Below are 16,252 nucleotides of genomic sequence, written 5' to 3'. Positions count from 1 at the left end.
AATATAACTAACTAGTTAGAAGGCAGTGTAATTATGTGTTACCACTGCCTTTGGTTATCAATCGGTTGTTAGTGGCCAGCCACCTAATTTTTTCCATTTATTAACAATTTCACAAAACAGCAATGCTGTTCTATCGGTATCGTATAGTGCACCATGTGCTTGTTTGCCGTCAAATGGGATCCCGGCGGTATAACAAGCTTTGGCTAAAATTGTTTGACCAAAAACCAGCCCGCTGAGTGTAGCCGTATCGAAAGTGGCAAAGGGGTGGAATGGATTACGTTTTAAATTTGCTCGTTGAGCGGCGGCCATAATAAAACTATGATCAAAATTGGCATTGTGGGCTACGATAATTGCGCGATTGCAATCGTTATTTTTGATGCCTTTTCTAACCATCTTAAAAATGGCATGTAAAGCCGTATATTCATCGACAGCGTTACGTAAAGGATTATTTGGGTCAATACCCGTAAAAGCGAGTGCAGTTGCTTCTATATTTGCTCCCACAAAAGGTGCAACATGGAAATGGCGTTTTTCATCAATCTGTAACCAACCCTCTTGATCCATTTTTAGCGTCATTGCCGCAACTTCTAAAAGCGCGTCTTGTTGTGCATTAAACCCACCAGTTTCTACATCGATAACAACAGGATAATAACCTCGAAAACGCTTTGCTAGCGTGTTAACATCATTTTTTTTATTAGACATTTGCTTAAGACTTTATACTTGAGAATAAAAATATTATGCCAAATTTTGGTTAAAATGCATTAAATTGGCTTAAGTATAGAAAATGTATGGATATATGCTCATTCCATGACGTAAAGGATTAGCTACCTAAAGCATTACAGGCATTTTTATTTTCAATCAGTTCAATTTTATAGCCATCTGGATCTTCCACAAATGCAATAATCGTTGAGCCGCCTTTAACTGGTCCAGCTTCGCGCGTCACCTTGCCACCTGCTTGACGTATGCTATTACATGTATCTGCAACGTTATCAACCCCTAGTGCAATGTGACCAAAGGCGGTGCCCATTTCGTAATGCTCAACATTCCAATTATAGGTTAATTCTATCACGGCTCCTTTACTTTCATCATCATAGCCAACGAAGGCAAGTGAGTATTTGTATTCAGGATTTTCACTTGTGCGTAATAGACGCATACCTAATATTTCAGTATAAAAGTGAATTGAGCGTTGCAGAGAGCCAACACGTAACATGGTATGAAGTAAGCGCATATAAACCTCTTTTGTAAGTTTAAAACCATTCATTACTGATATTAATATAACGTGAACTTTACTATTATTTCAATTTATATAGTTTGTTGATTAATTAAAATTTACAATATAATTGATTGTGTTGTTTTAGTGTTGAACATTGACTATTTAAGAATGTCTTTATACTAACTTTATAATTGCTATTCATTATAACTAATTGATGATGTTGTTATAAGCTATTTGTAATCATAATATTGTAAACTGAACGATTAAATTTATTTGCTAAGTATGCATCAGTAATGCATAACAATTACTTGTTTATTATTACCAACGAGTAAGACATTAATTTATTGCTTAGCTATATTTTTTATTTTCAAATAATTTGTTAACTTATTAGCTTATTTTATTTGGTATTATTTATTTAAGATATAATAAGTTTTTATTAGTTTTTTTCAACTTTCAGGTAATTTATTAAAAATCAATATAGACTTAGTATCTAAGTATAGCTGAATAAATGCTTTTAAGAATATTTATAATAACTTGTTTTATAATGATTTTTATTTTTTATTGTCTATTTTTTGCAAATTAAAAATAATATTAATATAAAAACATATAGAATAGAATTTAGATGAAGGCTATTCTTATAAGGATATTTAACTAATAGCCTTTTGTTTTATATAGTAAATAAGTGGGTAATGATTAGAGCACTAATTAAGTCAAATTAATATACTAATAATGAAATATAAATTTATATATTACAATGCTAAATATAAACCTTTACTCATTTCTATATTAATATCTTAGTGAATAGAAATGGATATATATTTCTAGAATATTAATTGGCAATTTAATAATTATAGATATTGATGGTATTCTATTTTTAAGGAGGAACAATTGGAATCAAAAATAGGAACTGATCTTGCGCGTTTAGTTCGAGTCTGGCGAGCATTGATTGATCATCGTCTGAAACCATTAAAACTCACCCAAACTCATTGGGTAACCTTATATAACATTAGCCAGCTACCGCCTGATCAATCACAAATTCAATTGGCCAAAGCAATAGGTATTGAACAGCCATCGCTAGTTAGAACCCTCGATCAATTAGAAGAAAAGAAATTGATTACGCGTCACACCTGTGTCAACGACAGACGAGCAAAAAGAATTAAATTAACAGAAGAATCGATGCCATTTATTAAACAGGTTGATGATGTAATTGAAAAAACACGAAAGGAGATATTAGGAGGTATTACACATGATGAATTAAATACACTTTATTCATTGATATTAAAACTCGAGCAAAATATTATTCGGTTACATAATCATTCGTAAGATATGATAGAATAATAAAAAGAATAAATGGCATTATAATTTAATTCATACGCGGCTAATTATTTAAATTTAGCCGCGGTATGCTATTTTAGTTGAGTTAACGAGGTGAAACAGTTATGTTATTTCCACTACCTATAATAGATACACGTTGCCCATTACGGAAACTATTTGGATCACCTTTTTGTACCACAGAGATAATGCGGCCATTATCCAGCCTAATTTCTAATTGAACACCTTTTGTTTTGTTAAGTGCCCCTTGAACATTTTGACCGGCAACACCACCTGCAATCGCGCCCGCTGCCGTTGCCAGGGTTTTTCCTGTGCCCCCGCCAACTGTATTACCCAATAGTCCACCAAGAACAGCACCACCCAGTGCACCTATGATGTTTTCGTCACCGCCGGCCTGAATATTAACCGGGGTTATGCGAGTAACTGTACCATAGGTTACGCTTTGTACTTGTTTAGCTTGCGAAGCGGTATAAGTGTCCCCAGAAAGACTACCTGTATTTATACAGCCAGATAAAGCTGTAACTGTAAAAATACCGACGAGAACTTGCTTTAACATGATTACTCCTTTTGGAAATCTGATGTACAGTATAATAATAATCATGAATACACAGATATCATAATTTATTATATATAAACGAACTGGATAATCAGACAATAGCAAAATTAATTTACTTTCTACAATCTAAATATAGTCTAAACATTAATAATTTTTTCTTAAAGTAATAAATTCAGCTTAATTAATTTATATTTAATTAAAATATTTTTAAATTGTTATTTTATGTTTTATTTCAACAAGTTAAATTTTTAAAGTAAAAAACCATGACAATGAGTATATTGAATGACTGCAATGAAGTATAGAGAAAAATAATCAGAGGACAAACATGAAAGCAGGTCGCTATATGTACAATGCCGTTATGTTGAATAGCCGTCTGCGAAAATAGCTCCTCGCAGACGGCGGCCATTTACACATAACGCTATTGTGCGAACCTGCGGTTATGTCGATCTAGGTAGCCTGACTTGACGCTAAGCCCAAATAGGGGGTTTTTGATTAGTGGAACAACCGCAATATCGAATTTATCAGGTTCTGGTAACAATTCTCTACTTATCAATGCGGGAAATTTTGTATCTTCAAAATAAGCTATTTCAAGATTATCCGTATAGATAGGCATTCCAAATCCATTTTCTTTCATTGTCACAAAACGTCGATTAACGATATTAAACAGGGTATAACCGATGACGTCAGGGTTATTTTTTCTAAATTCAATTTCTATTTCTTTTAGTCGTTTTATTATTTTTTTCTGTTCCATTTACATCAGCCATTTGTTAATTAAATGTTACGTAATTAAGAGTGCATGACTCTTTAATTATGTACTCTAATTATGTACTCTTGTATCATTTTGATATACTTTTACTTAAACTTAACTTTTATTTCCACATTTAATAACAATGATATTGTTATTTTATCTATGCTTTCCTGACAGTTTTTTTAGCTATTATATCTTTTACTGCATCATCAAGATAATTATCTATAAGATAACTTACTAATTCTGATTGTTTTAGTATATCTCCTGTTTTATTTCCTATTTCTAGTATTTTCCTTTTTAGTTCTAGCTTTCTTTCTTCGTTTATTCTTACTGTTGTATCTGCTCTCTTGGATGTCATAACAAATTTCCCCTTTTAGTTACTAATCATATCTTTTTTTTATTCAACATTTCACGCATGCGTATTTACAATATGCAAATGTTTCTTATATCATGTGTGCATGATGTAAATATTGAGATTTGTAAATGATAGATTCCCTTGAATTGCAGATTCCATTTAAAGACGAGTATGTGATGAGAACATCCCGTGATAGAGAGCACGGAGGGGGCTCTATCGATTTTATTCAGATTGCTAAATTAAGTGGTATTCGCCTGTCTGCTCGTGATGTGGAATTTGAAATAAAAGGGGATTTATCTGTTCAGGGATTAGCGCATCCTTTTGAATCGTTACCAACGCATTTTGCCAGTTTGGGCATGAAGATTTATCAGGGAACCCATTTGATTTTTCCGCGTGTCAATCTTAAAGCTTCACCTGCCAAACTTTTACAGGGCATAACGTATTTGGTTCAACCAATATTGCATTATGTGGTTTGGAATTAATCACCAATCTGGCGGCTTCCATGCCACATCTTTTTAATTTGTTAGATGTGGCAAATACCGAAGTTTCTGAGCTTCATACAACCTTATCAGTAAGATTACCGACGGAAAGTATTTGTAAACAGGTGATTGCCTATTTCAAAAATATTAGTCATGGACAAACCAAAGCCACGAAATCAAACGATTATGAATCCACCGTCTATTTTAACCGTGGCTCTAAACACAGGGAATTGTGTATTTATTATAAAGCGTTTGAATTGGCAAAACGATTAGGTGAAATACAAAGAAAATTACGGGTTAATCCTAATGATGAGGTTTTGCTTAATCAGTTTGCCATTTTAAATGATAAACGCCTGACGGATTTTGCCAATAATCTGTTGAGATTAGAAGGGCGATTAAAAAAACGGTTTTTAAAAGATAATCAGATCCCGGTTAATTTTTCGGCGCTTTGTCTTTATCAACAACACTATGAACGTGGTGGGGCTAATTTAATTTACGATCTGTGGATGAAAAGTTTTGATGATTTGCTGACGGCACTGAGGGGAATGGAAATGAATATTTATGATGATGAACATATTTTTGAACGATTAAAATTACATTATTATTCCACTACGCCAAAAGGTAATATCTCCTATGCCAAAGCCCAACGGATATTTGGTTTTTATCGCCGTTTAGTCAATGAAGGATTTTACAATGTTCTTAATTCCATGAGTCGAATGACTTTTTGGCGTTACTTAACTTTATTAACTGATATTGGCATCAGTAAATCACAATTACAAAATCTTACGGGCGATAAATCTAACGTCATTCCTTTTTATAAAGTTATCCATATCGATTTTTCTCAACAACGTCCTGACTGGTATGTCGAGCCAATCAGTGTTTTTGAACGTCAAAATAATATTTATCCATTTAAACAAGTTGCAAACGCTTAAATCAAGAAAGGTGAACCATTATGGCTGCATTGCCCTTATATCAAACGGTGATTAGTGGAAAAGTGACCCGTGTCAGTACGTCTAATGATGGACATGTTTATACCACCGTTATTTTACCCGCTCCTGACCCTTATTCTAAACCGCCTGTTGTAAAAATTCGTTCTAAACGGCGTGTGGGGGCGATTGATTCAGAAGCGAATGAATTGGTTTGCCGTATTTCCGGTTTTGAGCGTTCGTTTAGATATCACGATAAGCAGACAGGGCAACCTTCGACGGGTCATAACGTTGAAATGTTTCTCGATTTAGCAGAATAGGTAATGGCTATGGCAACAGTAGGGTTACCTGAAATATATAACCTGATTTTCGAGATTGGAATTGTTTTATGTTTCGGTCTTGGATTTATAGCAGGAGGACAGAGGTAATGGAAATCGTTTATTTATTCTCGGCTTTTGCTATTGGGTGGGGGTTTTCTTACTCCATTTTAGTCTTTAAAAAATTAGCGGAGGTTTCAGTATGAAATTCTTATCTAACGTAAAGGAATTTATTTTAAATAAATATCTCGCGGTATCACTTTTCCTTTTTTCAGGAATGGCGTTAGCGGAAGGTGGTGCAGCTACGACACCGGATTATGCGGGTCAGGCGATGGATTCATTGCTCACTCAGGCGAATACTTTAATTGGTAAGGTTTGGCCTGTTGTCGTTGCGGTTGTTGGCGCAGGGCTGGCAATTCGGTTATTTAAGAAATTTTCTTCTAAAGCAGTTTAATAGCCTGTTGGGGGGTAATGCCCCCACTTTTAGGGGTTATTTATGAACAACTGGCCTTATATTTTTTTATTATTTTCAATTTCCTTTTTTGCTCATGCTGAGTGGGAAACATCTTATCATGAGTTAGAAGTTATTTGGGATCCTAAAAAAGAAAGCGCTGTCAGGCTATGTGCGGAAGCGAAAGATGCGGCTTTAGATTTTTATGAGAGTGTTAAAGATTGTTTTGTAAATCAAGGGTATCAAACTAAATATGAGTTAGATAAGAGTTGTAAGGTGCCTTCTGCGAGTAAAGAGCTTGTGTATGTTAAATGGGGTATTACGTTTTATTGGGGTAAGGATGATGAAAAGGATTGTTTGGCAAAACCGATAGAAGCAAAGACTTATTCTAATACTTATAAAATTGGTAGTGATTATTATGTCAATTTTGAGGGTTGTCAGTATATTGCCAAGGGTGTAATTGTTGGTGGTGGTGACGGTACTATTGCAGCGGATTGGAAACCGACGGGTAAAGTTGTTGAAGAAGGTGCAGGTAATGGCTCTGGCAGTCATGGAGGTAATCCGGGTGAGGGTTCTGGTGGGAATGAGGGCGGCAGTAGTTCGGGTGGCGGTTCCGGCGGGAATGAAGGAAGCGGTAGTATCGGCGGTGGTTCGGGTGGTAATGGTTCAGATGACGAGGATGATATCGCTTCTGCGGTAGAAATAGCGTTAAAAAAATCGTTAATTGAAGAATATGATAGTGGTAAGGATACTTCAGAGGCGACTAAAAAAACCGATGAATCATTAAAAAGTATTTCTGGGTCGTTTGATAATTTATTAAGAGGGGCGGGTAATTTTGCTGATCCTGATACGACTTTATACGGTCAGGGAGAATCGGTATTTGATACAGCGGTTAAGATTGCCAGTCCGTTAGAAATTAAAGAGGGGTCTTTTTGGCGTTCAATTTTTAGTCATGTGTCTATTTTTCCTAATGGTCAGGGGTGTTCTGATTTTATTCTTTTTGAGGATGACGTTTATGAAATCAGAATTGGGTGCGATAAGTTAACCGCAATAAAATCATTACTTTCGTGGGTAATGACGGCATTAACATTTTGGTATGTTTTTTCTTCGTTGACCTCTTTGTTACGTAAGGGAGGTGATTAATGCCAGTATTATTAGGACTTGCGGCAGTATTACGCTATTTAACGGGTTTTATTCCTCTCGCATTAAGTTATATCGCATTATTATTGACTAAATTAATTACGAGAACGGGATTAATTGTTACTGCTTTAGTTTCGCTTATTCTCACTACAATGATAACTGCGTATGGTTATTTTATTGAAATTGCAGTGACGTACTTACCGACTGATTTTTCCCATTTAATGACATCGATTTTACCCGATAATTTTCATGCTTATATTATTGCTATTATGTCAACCCGAATTGTGGTTTTTTTATTTGATTTAAAAGAAAGGCTTTTAAATTATGCCCATAGGATTTTATAAATGGCGGTTTATTTTGTTACAGGGGCATTAGGCTCCGGAAAATCATTAATTTCCGTGGCGAAGATTCAGGATAAATTAATAAAGGGTTGTCCGGTGACAACAAATATCGATTTAAAACCCCATAATATGCCCGCTGTTGGCAAAATGGCGAAGAAAATAATGATTTATCGTTTACCCGATAAACCGACCTTATTTGATTTAAATGTTATTGGTCGTGGTAATAAGACGTATGATGAAAAATTAAATGGGTTATTAGTGCTTGATGAATGTGGCACTTGGTTAAATACCCGCAGCTGGAATGATAAAAGCCGTCAGCCTGTTTTAGACTGGTTTTTACATGCCCGTAAATTAGGCTGGGATATTATTTTTTTAGTGCAAAATATTTCATTAGTGGATAAACAGGCTAGAGAAGCGTTAGCCGAGCATGTGGTTTATTGTCGACGGCTTGACCGCTTTACTATTCCATTGATTGGGTCACTATTGAGTATTATTTTTGGAGCCAAAGTATCCGCGCCAAAAATTCATTTAGGCATAGTTAAATATGGCGATAATATTCAATCGCCCGTTGTTGAACGTTGGATATATCGTGGTACAGATTTATATGATGCTTATGATACCAAACAACAGTTTTCTTCTTTTTATAATAAGGGTGTTTATTGTCTTTTACCGCCTTATTCTATTTATGGTCGCTATCAACAACCTTTAACGTTAAGTAAAATTATGCGATTAACACGTATTTATTTAAAACGTTTTTCAAAATTAAGATTATTAATTTTAGGCGGTTTATTGGGTATTTCTATCGGTTATTTTTTTATTCATCATCCTCAAAAAGAAATATTAGAAACACAGCTAGTTAAGCAATTTGAAATAAATAAATTAAAAATAAAATCATTTAAATTATTAGGTGATGAAACACGGATTTTATTTTTAATGGATAATGAAATGATTGAATCCGGTGAACTTATTCAACAAGGTTACAATATTGAAGTGATGAGTGCCTGTAAAATGAGAATATACGGGAGGGGAAAAAATGCGCTGGTGTCTTGTTAGTTTTATCCTGATATTTTCATTAAATACGTTTGCTGAAAAAATTGCCATGACCAATGTGCCAATCTCTGAATTTGTGGATTGGTATTCGAGAAAAACGGGTAAAGGGGTGATTGTTCCTAATGATTTTAATGAAAAAATTACCGTTTATAATTCTGATATTTCCCCTGAAAATTTACCCGCTTTTTTTGTTTCAGTGATGGCTTCAAGAGGTTATGAAGTTAGTCCCGGTAATCCGGTGATTATTACCAAAAGTCACCAAGGCAATTATGGCATTTCTGCGTTGGATAAGGCGTTAGAGAATCCATTGCCGGAAGGGTCAAGCCTGAATTATTTGCCGGATTATCCCGAACCAAAACGGGACATTTTTTTACGCAAAAAACGCAAACCTATTCTTTTCATCATGTTCTGGTGAAAGATATTTTTTCCGTTATTGATATCTTTCTGAAATCGTCACCTTATTCAGGCGGCCAGGTGGCGATTGATGAGGGTAATAATCGTTTGATTGTGACGACAACGGTAGAGAATCATAAGCAGATACAATCTTTTGTGCCGTCTATTGATATACAACGAACGCAAGTGTTAATTGAAAGCATTATGTTTGAAACCACTGACGGCAGTAATTTTAATTTTTCTTTTGGCGTAGGGAAAAAATCAGGGTCAACGGTGGTAGGGGGCGTAAATACGACTACGCTTGGCGATATTTTGTCCAGTAGCGGTGGGTCATTTGGTATTTTTTCAGGCAATGTTTTAGGTTTGGCATTAACGGCGGTGCAAGGTGATAAGCACAGCAAGTTATTATCTGTGCCACGTATTTTGACTTTATCCGGTCAGAATGTGCCGATTGTGACGGGTAAAATTATTGGTCAGGGTGTTGATGTTAAAAATCCTTTTCAGACCATAGAGCGACGTGATGTAGGGATTTCGCTTGATGTCACACCGGTAGTGTTAAATGGTGACAGTGTCATGTTAACGGTGAAATCAAAAGCGGACAGTGTTTCAAATATTTCCAATGCAACGGATATTGTTTTTAATCAACGCTCAATTGATACGACGGTTCAGTTGAAAAATGGCGATACGTTGTTGATAGGGGGCTTAATCCAGCATAATGCGGTTAACTCCACTTCTTCGGTTCCTTTTATTTCTGCCATTCCGTTGATAGGTTGGTTGTTCGATGCCCGGTCAGATACGAAGGATAATACGGTGATGTATATTCTGATTAGAGCACGGGTATTGAATGTTGTTTAACTGACGGAAGGCCATACCCTAGCAGGCGCAGCCTGATGGGGTATGGTTGGAGTCAGTTGTTAAATGTTGTTTGTTATGCGTTAAGTTGTTGTTTAGCGCTGCATAGCCAGACGTCCATCTGACTATACAGCTATCACATAAACCTAAGTTGGAGGTCTATATGACTGTGTTCGATCCTACTCAATATCCGGAATTACGCAATCTTTTTCCTGAATTAACGCCAGTGCAGTTTGAAACGGCAATGTTATATGCTCTAGGATTAACCAAAAAAGAGATTGCCTGGGCGCGTGATGTGTCTTATCCGGTGGTAAGAGATACGTTACAAGACATTAAGAATAAATTTCAGTTTTATTCATTGAGTAATCTTATTTCGACGTTTCATATCCGTTTGGTCTTGTTCGCGTTTTATCAATGTACCTTGCCAAAGAGAAAATAGCCGTTTTTTTCTTTAAAGTGCCCTACATTTTGTAGGGTGTAATCTTTATTGTCATTTTTTATACTGACTGGGTATTAGATCATAACTTCTAAAATCAATCATGAAATACCGCCACTTCTGATTTTGAGTCGCATCACACTAACATCAGGAAAACCCGCTACTTTATGGCGGGCTTTTTTTTATGTTTTAAAATGTCCGTCAGGACATGTAAGGCGGCAGATTGAAATCACAAAGATAACTGAATGGAAAACCGCCGAAGCCAGGGGGGACTAATCGAGTAGCAGGAAACCCTGCGCTTGCGCCTCCTGCCAAGCCATCTTTTTACGGTAGCTAAAGCAACTAAGGCGCTTAAGGGGCGAAGAAAAAAGAACTTTTAACTATTTTTATGACTCAGTTTCTTTGAATATATTGGTCTATAATTAATGCTGACAAAAGAAGTTGTGAAAGTTTGTCGTAATCAGTTTGAATTAATTGATTTAAGGAGATTTATGATTATACGGTTATTATTTTTGTTGAGTTCTTTTAGTTTTTTTGGCGTTGCATTAGCTGAAGAACCACCTGTAGGATCTCCAGAATGGTGTGCTATTCATAAAGTTTGTGATGATCCGGCCACAGGTCCTAATGTTGGAAGTGATGAATGGAAACGTTGTCACGCTAGAGGTGGTTGTCAATATAATTAATCATCATTTAATTTTCTGACGAAGTAATTTAAGGTTCGCATAATATATAACACCGTTATGTTGAATAGCCGTCTGCGAAAATATCTCTTCGCAGACGGCGACCATTTACACATAACGCCATTGTGCGAACCTGTGGTTATTTAGTTTTTAGCGGATATTTTGCGCGATTGATTTGTTCATTTCAGCTATCATAGTTTGCATGCTATTAATTAAGCTAACTGTTATGTTATAGCTCTGCATGACTTTTTGAATTTGTAATTGTGATTGAGAAACAAAATCAGATGCTCTATCTGATACGGTTTTGATAGCAGCTTTAACAGCATTTAGTTGACCTTGATCTAAAGTTTGACCTTTTGGAACGTAATCATTGATGTTCTTTCTGTCAACAGTAATATTATTTTTTTCCATAAATTTTCTGACATCGTCAGGAATCTCTTCTTTAGCTTTATCGCCTTCCTTAGCTACCTTAGCGATGATTTCATCAACTCGGTTAGCCATTTCCTGCGAATCTCTTGAAAAATTCGCTTTATTTTGCATTTCATTAAATTTTGATTGAGCTAAATTTGTTAGTAACTCCATGAATGTAAATAATACTTCTATGCCTTGAGATAATATAGGATCTTGGTTATAGCTATATCCATTATTATATGATCCCCAAATAGCATTACTGTTAAATGATCCTACTGGCGAATTAATCATAATTTATTTCCATGGTTTATAAAGGTTATTTTGGTTTTTTCCATTTTAAAAAATACATATAACGAATTTTTATTGTTAAAATCAATTTTAATGGCGAATGGAAGAACATAAGCACGCCTTTGGCGTGAGTATCGCGGCAAAGGCGCTCTATTTCTAGGCAATTCCCTTCTCGTCTTTTATACTCTGCTCTATGTACATCCCCAGACCTGCAAAACTGCTATTTCAATACGATGACGGATGGAACCTTTTCATCGAAAATAATCACGTAGATGAATGGCAACTACTCTCTGTCGAAAAGATGCTCGCCTGCAGCACCTGCGCTATGGGCGTTCGCCGTTATTGCTGTTCTTCACCTGAATGCTCTCATTCACGCTTCTTTTGTCAAACCTGTAAATCCAAAGCCTGCAGTGCGTGTGGCCTCAAAGGCACCGAACAGTGGATTGCCCAGCAGCGCCATATTTTGCCGGATTGCGAATGGCAACATATTACCCTCACTATGCCTCACCTACTTTGGCCTTTTTTTAACAATAACTGGTACTTGCTCAACCAACTCTTTCGCTGTGCAACCCGCGCCATGCTCAAAAACGCCAAGCGCCAAGGCCTCGAAATTGGCATTTTTTGTGCGCTGCATACTTACGGTCGCCAACTCAATCAACATCCGCATATTCATTTATCCGTCACGCGTGGGGGACTCACTCAATATGACACCTGGAAACCGATTTTCTTTAAAAAGAAAGACGTTGAAAAGGTCTGGCGCAGTGCGGTCATTCGACTCCTTAGGGATAACTATTTTCAGTTACAACCCAATAAATTACCTGGCTTCGGGCACATTCGCAATTATCAGACCTAGTGCCGTTACCTCAATGCCCAGTTTCAACGTTATTGGAAAGTACATTTTGCCAAAAAGACACGCGGGGCCTGGCATAATGTGAAATATCTGGGCCGTTATCTTAAACGTCCCCCTATCTCCGCTTCTCAATTGAAACACTACAGCGGCGGCACCGTGGTTCATCATTACTATGACCACCACAGCCAACAATGTCAACGATCACCGAAAACTGATCCACTTTTTATCTAAATCCGATCAATCAAAATTGATCCACTGTTTTACTCAGTTATTGCTCCTGAGCGCCGCTTATCTTTCAATCGGTAGCTTTCACCGCTTAATTGCAGTACATGCGAATGATGAAGTAAACGATCAAGCATAGCGGCAGTTAATGTTGCGTCATCAGCAAAAGCACTTGGCCATTGCCCAAATGATAGGTTACTCGTCAATATGACACTGCCATGCTCATAACGCTTGGCAATCACATTGAAAAACAGGTTTGCTTCTTCTCGCCCAAACGGCAGGTATCCAATCTCATCGATAATCAACAACTTCGGGGCCATCACCGAACGTGATAGATATTGTTTGAGCTTATTTTGTCGTTTGGCAGTTGAGAGTTGCAACATCAGTTCAGCTGCCGTGGTAAAGCGGGTTTTCTTCTTGGCCTGTACTGCTTTTAATCCTAACCCAATAGCTAAATGCGTTTTGCCTACACCGCTTGGGCCAAGCAACACGACATTTTCATTACGTTCAATAAACGTTAATGCGCTTAATTCCTGTATGTGTTGTTTGGGGATCCCCGTTGCAAACTTAAAATCGAACGTATTAAGTTCTTTATGTGCTGGGAATCCTGCCATCCGACTCAAAAGATTACGAGTTCGTTCATCTCGTTGTTGTTGCTCACATTTTAACAGGGACAGTAAAAACTCTCCGTAGCTTTTGTCTTGGGCAATGCATTTTTCGGCAAGTGATGACCAATGAGTCGGAATAGAATTTAATTTCAATGACTCACACAGGTGTTCAATTTGTTCATGCAATAACATGTTCACCTCCCAGTAATGCTTCGTATACGCTGATTGAGTGTTGCAAACTGACAGATTCAAGGGGCGGTACGATAGGGATATTAAGCGTATTAGTCTGTGGGATAGATTGGCAAACCCTTGCTGGTAAGGGTAGAAGAGACTTAACTTCCTTAGCTAATCTATCTGCTGGCTTCTCTAACGTTGTTCCATGAATTCGCTGATGGGCAACGCGTTGTAACCATGGACCCACTTTTGCATTAGCTATTTCAATATCCAGTTCAAGATTATGAGCACGAAGGTCGGTGTTTAATGGCACGATAAAGCTGTTTTTTTAAATAGTGGTTAAAGCGCTCTACTTTCCCTTTCGTTTTTGCCCTGTAGGGCTTGCAAGCCTTCAATTTAAACCCGTAATCTTTCGACATTTGAAGCATTTCGACATGTAATTTATGATCACCTTCTGCATAAGCATCCCGTTCGATGATGAGGGATTTTGCGTTATCACACAATACTTCCTGTGGTACACCACCAAAGTAGTCGAAAGCTTCTCTTAAACCTTGCTGCCACGATTCTGCTCGTTCATTATCAAAGAACTTTACATAACTCGCACGCGAATAGCCTAGCGTTGCAACAAACGCTTTCAGCGATTTTTTACCTCGCCGGATGCTGGTGAAGTCGATTTGCATTTGTTGACCTGGCTGTGTTTCAAAACGGACGACTACTTCGGGAACAATGCTTGGTTTAAATTGACAAACAAATCGGCGTAATTGAGCAATACCACCTTGATAGCCGTTTTCAACTACCTCATCAAATAAGACTGTTGCAGGGATCCAATCAGGTTTAGCCAGTTCAATTCGCTGAAGCAAATAAGGTTTAAAGGGGGATAATTTAGTCGGTTGTTGACTTCTTTTAGCATAAGTTGGCATTGTCTGTTGTTGTAAATGATGTTTTACGGTGTTACGGGATATACCCAACTCACTGGCAATTTTTCGAAGGCTTTGTCCTTGTGCAAAGCGAACATGAATATCCACAAATATCTCCTTGGTTAACATAAATTATCCGTACAAAAATGTGCGAATAATACCAAGTGGATCAGTTTTAGATGATCGTTAGTGGATCAGTTTTGCATGATCGGTGACAACAATACAGACGACAGACCTTATCCCAAGAAGAAATGATACGGCGTTATGTCAGTCATATCCCTGCGCGACATTTTAAGATGATCCGTTATTACGGTTTTTTAGCCAATCGCAAACGCGGGTGCTTATTACCGAAGGTGTATGAGGCGTTAGACATGATATCTCCTAATGTGCCTGAAAAACCTGGGTTTGGGGCCCTTATCAAAGGTTTTTTAAATACTGACCCGTACCAATGTATTTTATGTGGAAACCGATTGCGGTTTATGAGTGCGGAAAAGGAATACACGCCGTCACTTTACTGTCAGAAAGGCGGGATAAAATGGTCAAAACGATGGTTACAAACCGCAGCCTAGGAGTAGTGTGCCTATTATTAGGCTTTTAGATGATAATTTAACCGAATTACTGTTCTCATGGTTAATCAACGAGAAAACTGTCAGAATTTAATAGAAATATTGAGTTCAAAACACCTCTATTAATGCCTTACTGTATTGATTGAGATTCCTAACCTTGAACTTATTCGACTGTGGAGTTCAACTAAATCTTCGTAAAAGCTCTCATTTGTTCAGAAACTTGCCGAATTTTGTCTGCTAAATCATTAGTATTTTTTGCGTAATTTTGCGCATTGGTTGTTTGAAGTTCTCCTGTCAATTTATCTAGTTCTACTAATTTTGTGTCGTTAGCCGATTGTATTTGTGTAATACCTTGAGTGCTTTGACCTAAACTATTTCCAATTTGTCCTCCAATTTGAGCTGAGCCCAAATATTTACCCGCTCCGATTCCTGCCAGACCAACTACTCCTGCAGCTATTTGTCCCCATACTGACCATTTTGCTGCAGAATTTGCGTTATCTATTCCTTCACGTTTTTTATCCATTGAGGCAACTTGGATATTCCATTCTAGTTCTTGCTGTTTCTGGTTAAAGTCTTGCAAGGTGTTACGGAGTTTTTTAGCATTTCAGTTAGCATCATCATCAGTTCGTTGATTTGAGAAATGCTTTCCATACCATCACTGTATGACGATGTTTTATATTGAGTTATTGAATTTGTATCGTGTAAGGTTGATTGAATATTATCCATTATTATTTTCCTTTTCATGAAATATTGAAACAAAATATATGATAATTTTGCTTGTACTTGGTTAACTTAAACTTCTTTATCTTCTAATATTCAAAAGCGATCAATCAGTTAAATACCGGAATTGTTTAGTATAAATTAAATAGGGTATAAACGATGAAGTCAGGGTTATTTTCTGTAAATGCAATTTCCATTTACATTAGTCATTTGTTAATTAAATGTTACGT

19 protein-coding genes and 4 pseudogenes are annotated in these 16,252 nt (G+C 36.8%); 14 read left to right on the top strand and 9 right to left on the bottom strand.

Annotation, left to right across the window (positions count from 1 at the left end; all coding sequences use genetic code 11):
- Positions 1-57: 57 nt before the first annotated feature.
- Both rnt and gloA read right to left on the bottom strand, forming a co-directional pair.
- On the bottom strand, positions 58-699 hold the full coding sequence (gene rnt, locus ArsFIN_RS10155; RefSeq protein ID WP_026823662.1) for a ribonuclease T: 642 nt from the start codon (positions 697-699) through the stop codon (positions 58-60).
- 118 nt (positions 700-817) lie between these two features.
- Positions 818-1,225, bottom strand: coding sequence for a lactoylglutathione lyase (gene gloA, locus ArsFIN_RS10150; protein WP_026823661.1), 408 nt, complete (start codon positions 1,223-1,225; stop codon positions 818-820).
- A gap of 873 nt (positions 1,226-2,098) precedes the next feature.
- On the opposite strand from gloA, the gene slyA reads away from it, so the two are divergent.
- Positions 2,099-2,533, top strand: a complete 435-nt coding sequence (gene slyA / locus ArsFIN_RS10145; protein WP_026823660.1) for a transcriptional regulator SlyA — start codon at positions 2,099-2,101, stop codon at positions 2,531-2,533.
- Between the two features lie 97 nt (positions 2,534-2,630).
- Here slyA and ArsFIN_RS10140 read toward each other — a convergent pair whose 3' ends face one another.
- The 3 genes from ArsFIN_RS10140 to ArsFIN_RS10130 form a co-directional block, all read right to left on the bottom strand.
- The gene (locus ArsFIN_RS10140) at positions 2,631-3,098 is read right to left on the bottom strand and encodes an outer membrane lipoprotein (protein ID WP_026823659.1); all 468 of its coding nucleotides are present in this window, start codon (positions 3,096-3,098) and stop codon (positions 2,631-2,633) included.
- A 418-nt stretch (positions 3,099-3,516) separates the two neighbouring features.
- Positions 3,517-3,849 carry a hypothetical protein gene (locus ArsFIN_RS10135; RefSeq protein ID WP_026823658.1) on the bottom strand — a complete coding sequence of 111 codons (333 nt, stop codon included), beginning with the start codon at positions 3,847-3,849 and terminating at the stop codon, positions 3,517-3,519.
- A gap of 157 nt (positions 3,850-4,006) precedes the next feature.
- Positions 4,007-4,204, bottom strand: coding sequence for a hypothetical protein (locus ArsFIN_RS10130; RefSeq protein ID WP_026823657.1), 198 nt, complete (start codon positions 4,202-4,204; stop codon positions 4,007-4,009).
- A gap of 125 nt (positions 4,205-4,329) precedes the next feature.
- Between ArsFIN_RS10130 and ArsFIN_RS10125 the strand changes: the two are divergent.
- From ArsFIN_RS10125 to ArsFIN_RS10080, 11 genes and pseudogenes are all read left to right on the top strand, one after another.
- Positions 4,330-5,612: pseudogene (locus ArsFIN_RS10125) on the top strand (phage/plasmid replication protein, II/X family).
- Positions 5,613-5,632: 20 nt separating this feature from the next.
- The gene (locus ArsFIN_RS10120; protein WP_026823656.1) at positions 5,633-5,926 is read left to right on the top strand and encodes a hypothetical protein; all 294 of its coding nucleotides are present in this window, start codon (positions 5,633-5,635) and stop codon (positions 5,924-5,926) included.
- 3 nt (positions 5,927-5,929) lie between these two features.
- Positions 5,930-6,034 (top strand): tail virion protein G7P-2, encoded by a 105-nt coding sequence (locus tag ArsFIN_RS28815; protein ID WP_407061971.1) that lies wholly within the window; start codon positions 5,930-5,932, stop codon positions 6,032-6,034.
- A gap of 91 nt (positions 6,035-6,125) precedes the next feature.
- Entirely contained in the window at positions 6,126-6,377 is a 252-nt protein-coding gene (locus ArsFIN_RS10115; RefSeq protein ID WP_026823655.1) for a major coat protein, read from the top strand.
- A 42-nt stretch (positions 6,378-6,419) separates the two neighbouring features.
- A complete protein-coding gene (locus ArsFIN_RS10110; protein WP_051297125.1) occupies positions 6,420-7,517 on the top strand; it encodes a hypothetical protein in 1,098 nt (365 codons plus the stop codon).
- Complete coding sequence (locus ArsFIN_RS10105) at positions 7,517-7,858, top strand: DUF5455 family protein (protein WP_026823654.1); 342 nt, start codon at positions 7,517-7,519, stop codon at positions 7,856-7,858. The genes ArsFIN_RS10110 and ArsFIN_RS10105 overlap by 1 nt, the downstream gene beginning before the upstream one ends.
- On the top strand, positions 7,859-8,908 hold the full coding sequence (locus ArsFIN_RS10100; protein WP_026823653.1) for a zonular occludens toxin domain-containing protein: 1,050 nt from the start codon (positions 7,859-7,861) through the stop codon (positions 8,906-8,908). It begins immediately after the preceding gene.
- Positions 8,889-9,320, top strand: coding sequence for a hypothetical protein (locus tag ArsFIN_RS10095; RefSeq protein ID WP_034250065.1), 432 nt, complete (start codon positions 8,889-8,891; stop codon positions 9,318-9,320). The genes ArsFIN_RS10100 and ArsFIN_RS10095 overlap by 20 nt, the downstream gene beginning before the upstream one ends.
- On the top strand, positions 9,317-10,153 hold the full coding sequence (locus ArsFIN_RS10090; RefSeq protein ID WP_338023272.1) for a hypothetical protein: 837 nt from the start codon (positions 9,317-9,319) through the stop codon (positions 10,151-10,153). The genes ArsFIN_RS10095 and ArsFIN_RS10090 overlap by 4 nt, the downstream gene beginning before the upstream one ends.
- 160 nt (positions 10,154-10,313) lie before the next feature.
- Positions 10,314-10,589 carry a helix-turn-helix transcriptional regulator gene (locus tag ArsFIN_RS10085; protein WP_135677695.1) on the top strand — a complete coding sequence of 92 codons (276 nt, stop codon included), beginning with the start codon at positions 10,314-10,316 and terminating at the stop codon, positions 10,587-10,589.
- Between the two features lie 422 nt (positions 10,590-11,011).
- Entirely contained in the window at positions 11,012-11,269 is a 258-nt protein-coding gene (locus ArsFIN_RS10080; protein WP_135677694.1) for a hypothetical protein, read from the top strand.
- Positions 11,270-11,416: 147 nt separating this feature from the next.
- Here the strand turns inward: ArsFIN_RS10080 and sseB are convergent, their stop codons facing one another.
- Positions 11,417-11,968, bottom strand: a complete 552-nt coding sequence (gene sseB / locus ArsFIN_RS10075; RefSeq protein WP_135677693.1) for a type III secretion system translocon protein SseB — start codon at positions 11,966-11,968, stop codon at positions 11,417-11,419.
- Positions 11,969-12,158: 190 nt separating this feature from the next.
- On the opposite strand from sseB, the pseudogene ArsFIN_RS10070 reads away from it, so the two are divergent.
- A pseudogene (locus ArsFIN_RS10070) lies at positions 12,159-13,016 on the top strand (IS91 family transposase); the annotation flags it as partial.
- A 59-nt stretch (positions 13,017-13,075) separates the two neighbouring features.
- Here ArsFIN_RS10070 and istB read toward each other — a convergent pair.
- Both istB and istA read right to left on the bottom strand, forming a co-directional pair.
- The gene (istB, locus tag ArsFIN_RS10065) at positions 13,076-13,837 is read right to left on the bottom strand and encodes an IS21-like element helper ATPase IstB (RefSeq protein ID WP_135677409.1); all 762 of its coding nucleotides are present in this window, start codon (positions 13,835-13,837) and stop codon (positions 13,076-13,078) included.
- Positions 13,824-14,865 (bottom strand): annotated as a pseudogene (gene istA / locus ArsFIN_RS10060) (IS21 family transposase). The gene istB and the pseudogene istA overlap by 14 nt, the downstream one beginning before the upstream one ends.
- A gap of 86 nt (positions 14,866-14,951) precedes the next feature.
- On the opposite strand from istA, the pseudogene ArsFIN_RS27465 reads away from it, so the two are divergent.
- Positions 14,952-15,305: pseudogene (locus ArsFIN_RS27465) on the top strand (transposase); the annotation flags it as partial.
- 181 nt (positions 15,306-15,486) lie between these two features.
- On the opposite strand, the gene sseD reads toward ArsFIN_RS27465, so the two are convergent.
- Complete coding sequence (sseD, locus tag ArsFIN_RS10050) at positions 15,487-15,882, bottom strand: type III secretion system translocon protein SseD (RefSeq protein WP_135677692.1); 396 nt, start codon at positions 15,880-15,882, stop codon at positions 15,487-15,489.
- Positions 15,883-16,252 lie beyond the last annotated feature (370 nt).

The sequence above is a fragment of the Arsenophonus nasoniae genome (genome assembly GCF_004768525.1).
Classification (GTDB): Bacteria; Pseudomonadota; Gammaproteobacteria; order Enterobacterales; family Enterobacteriaceae; genus Arsenophonus; species Arsenophonus nasoniae.
The sequence above is the reverse complement of the archived record's forward strand: the minus strand, read 5'-3'. Positions and strand labels throughout refer to the sequence as shown.

What these genes read in the sequence shown, in the direction of transcription:
- rnt (WP_026823662.1), bottom strand. Translation starts at nt 699, where the DNA reads ATGTCTAATAAAAAAAATGATGTTAACACGCTAGCAAAGCGTTTTCGA.
- gloA (WP_026823661.1), bottom strand. Translation starts at nt 1,225, where the DNA reads ATGCGCTTACTTCATACCATGTTACGTGTTGGCTCTCTGCAACGCTCA.
- ArsFIN_RS10140 (WP_026823659.1), bottom strand. Translation starts at nt 3,098, where the DNA reads ATGTTAAAGCAAGTTCTCGTCGGTATTTTTACAGTTACAGCTTTATCT.
- ArsFIN_RS10135 (WP_026823658.1), bottom strand. Translation starts at nt 3,849, where the DNA reads ATGGAACAGAAAAAAATAATAAAACGACTAAAAGAAATAGAAATTGAA.
- ArsFIN_RS10130 (WP_026823657.1), bottom strand. Translation starts at nt 4,204, where the DNA reads ATGACATCCAAGAGAGCAGATACAACAGTAAGAATAAACGAAGAAAGA.
- ArsFIN_RS10120 (WP_026823656.1), top strand. Translation starts at nt 5,633, where the DNA reads ATGGCTGCATTGCCCTTATATCAAACGGTGATTAGTGGAAAAGTGACC.
- ArsFIN_RS28815 (WP_407061971.1), top strand. Translation starts at nt 5,930, where the DNA reads ATGGCTATGGCAACAGTAGGGTTACCTGAAATATATAACCTGATTTTC.
- ArsFIN_RS10115 (WP_026823655.1), top strand. Translation starts at nt 6,126, where the DNA reads ATGAAATTCTTATCTAACGTAAAGGAATTTATTTTAAATAAATATCTC.
- ArsFIN_RS10110 (WP_051297125.1), top strand. Translation starts at nt 6,420, where the DNA reads ATGAACAACTGGCCTTATATTTTTTTATTATTTTCAATTTCCTTTTTT.
- ArsFIN_RS10105 (WP_026823654.1), top strand. Translation starts at nt 7,517, where the DNA reads ATGCCAGTATTATTAGGACTTGCGGCAGTATTACGCTATTTAACGGGT.
- ArsFIN_RS10100 (WP_026823653.1), top strand. Translation starts at nt 7,859, where the DNA reads ATGGCGGTTTATTTTGTTACAGGGGCATTAGGCTCCGGAAAATCATTA.
- ArsFIN_RS10095 (WP_034250065.1), top strand. Translation starts at nt 8,889, where the DNA reads ATGCGCTGGTGTCTTGTTAGTTTTATCCTGATATTTTCATTAAATACG.
- ArsFIN_RS10085 (WP_135677695.1), top strand. Translation starts at nt 10,314, where the DNA reads ATGACTGTGTTCGATCCTACTCAATATCCGGAATTACGCAATCTTTTT.
- ArsFIN_RS10080 (WP_135677694.1), top strand. Translation starts at nt 11,012, where the DNA reads ATGCTGACAAAAGAAGTTGTGAAAGTTTGTCGTAATCAGTTTGAATTA.
- sseB (WP_135677693.1), bottom strand. Translation starts at nt 11,968, where the DNA reads ATGATTAATTCGCCAGTAGGATCATTTAACAGTAATGCTATTTGGGGA.
- istB (WP_135677409.1), bottom strand. Translation starts at nt 13,837, where the DNA reads ATGTTATTGCATGAACAAATTGAACACCTGTGTGAGTCATTGAAATTA.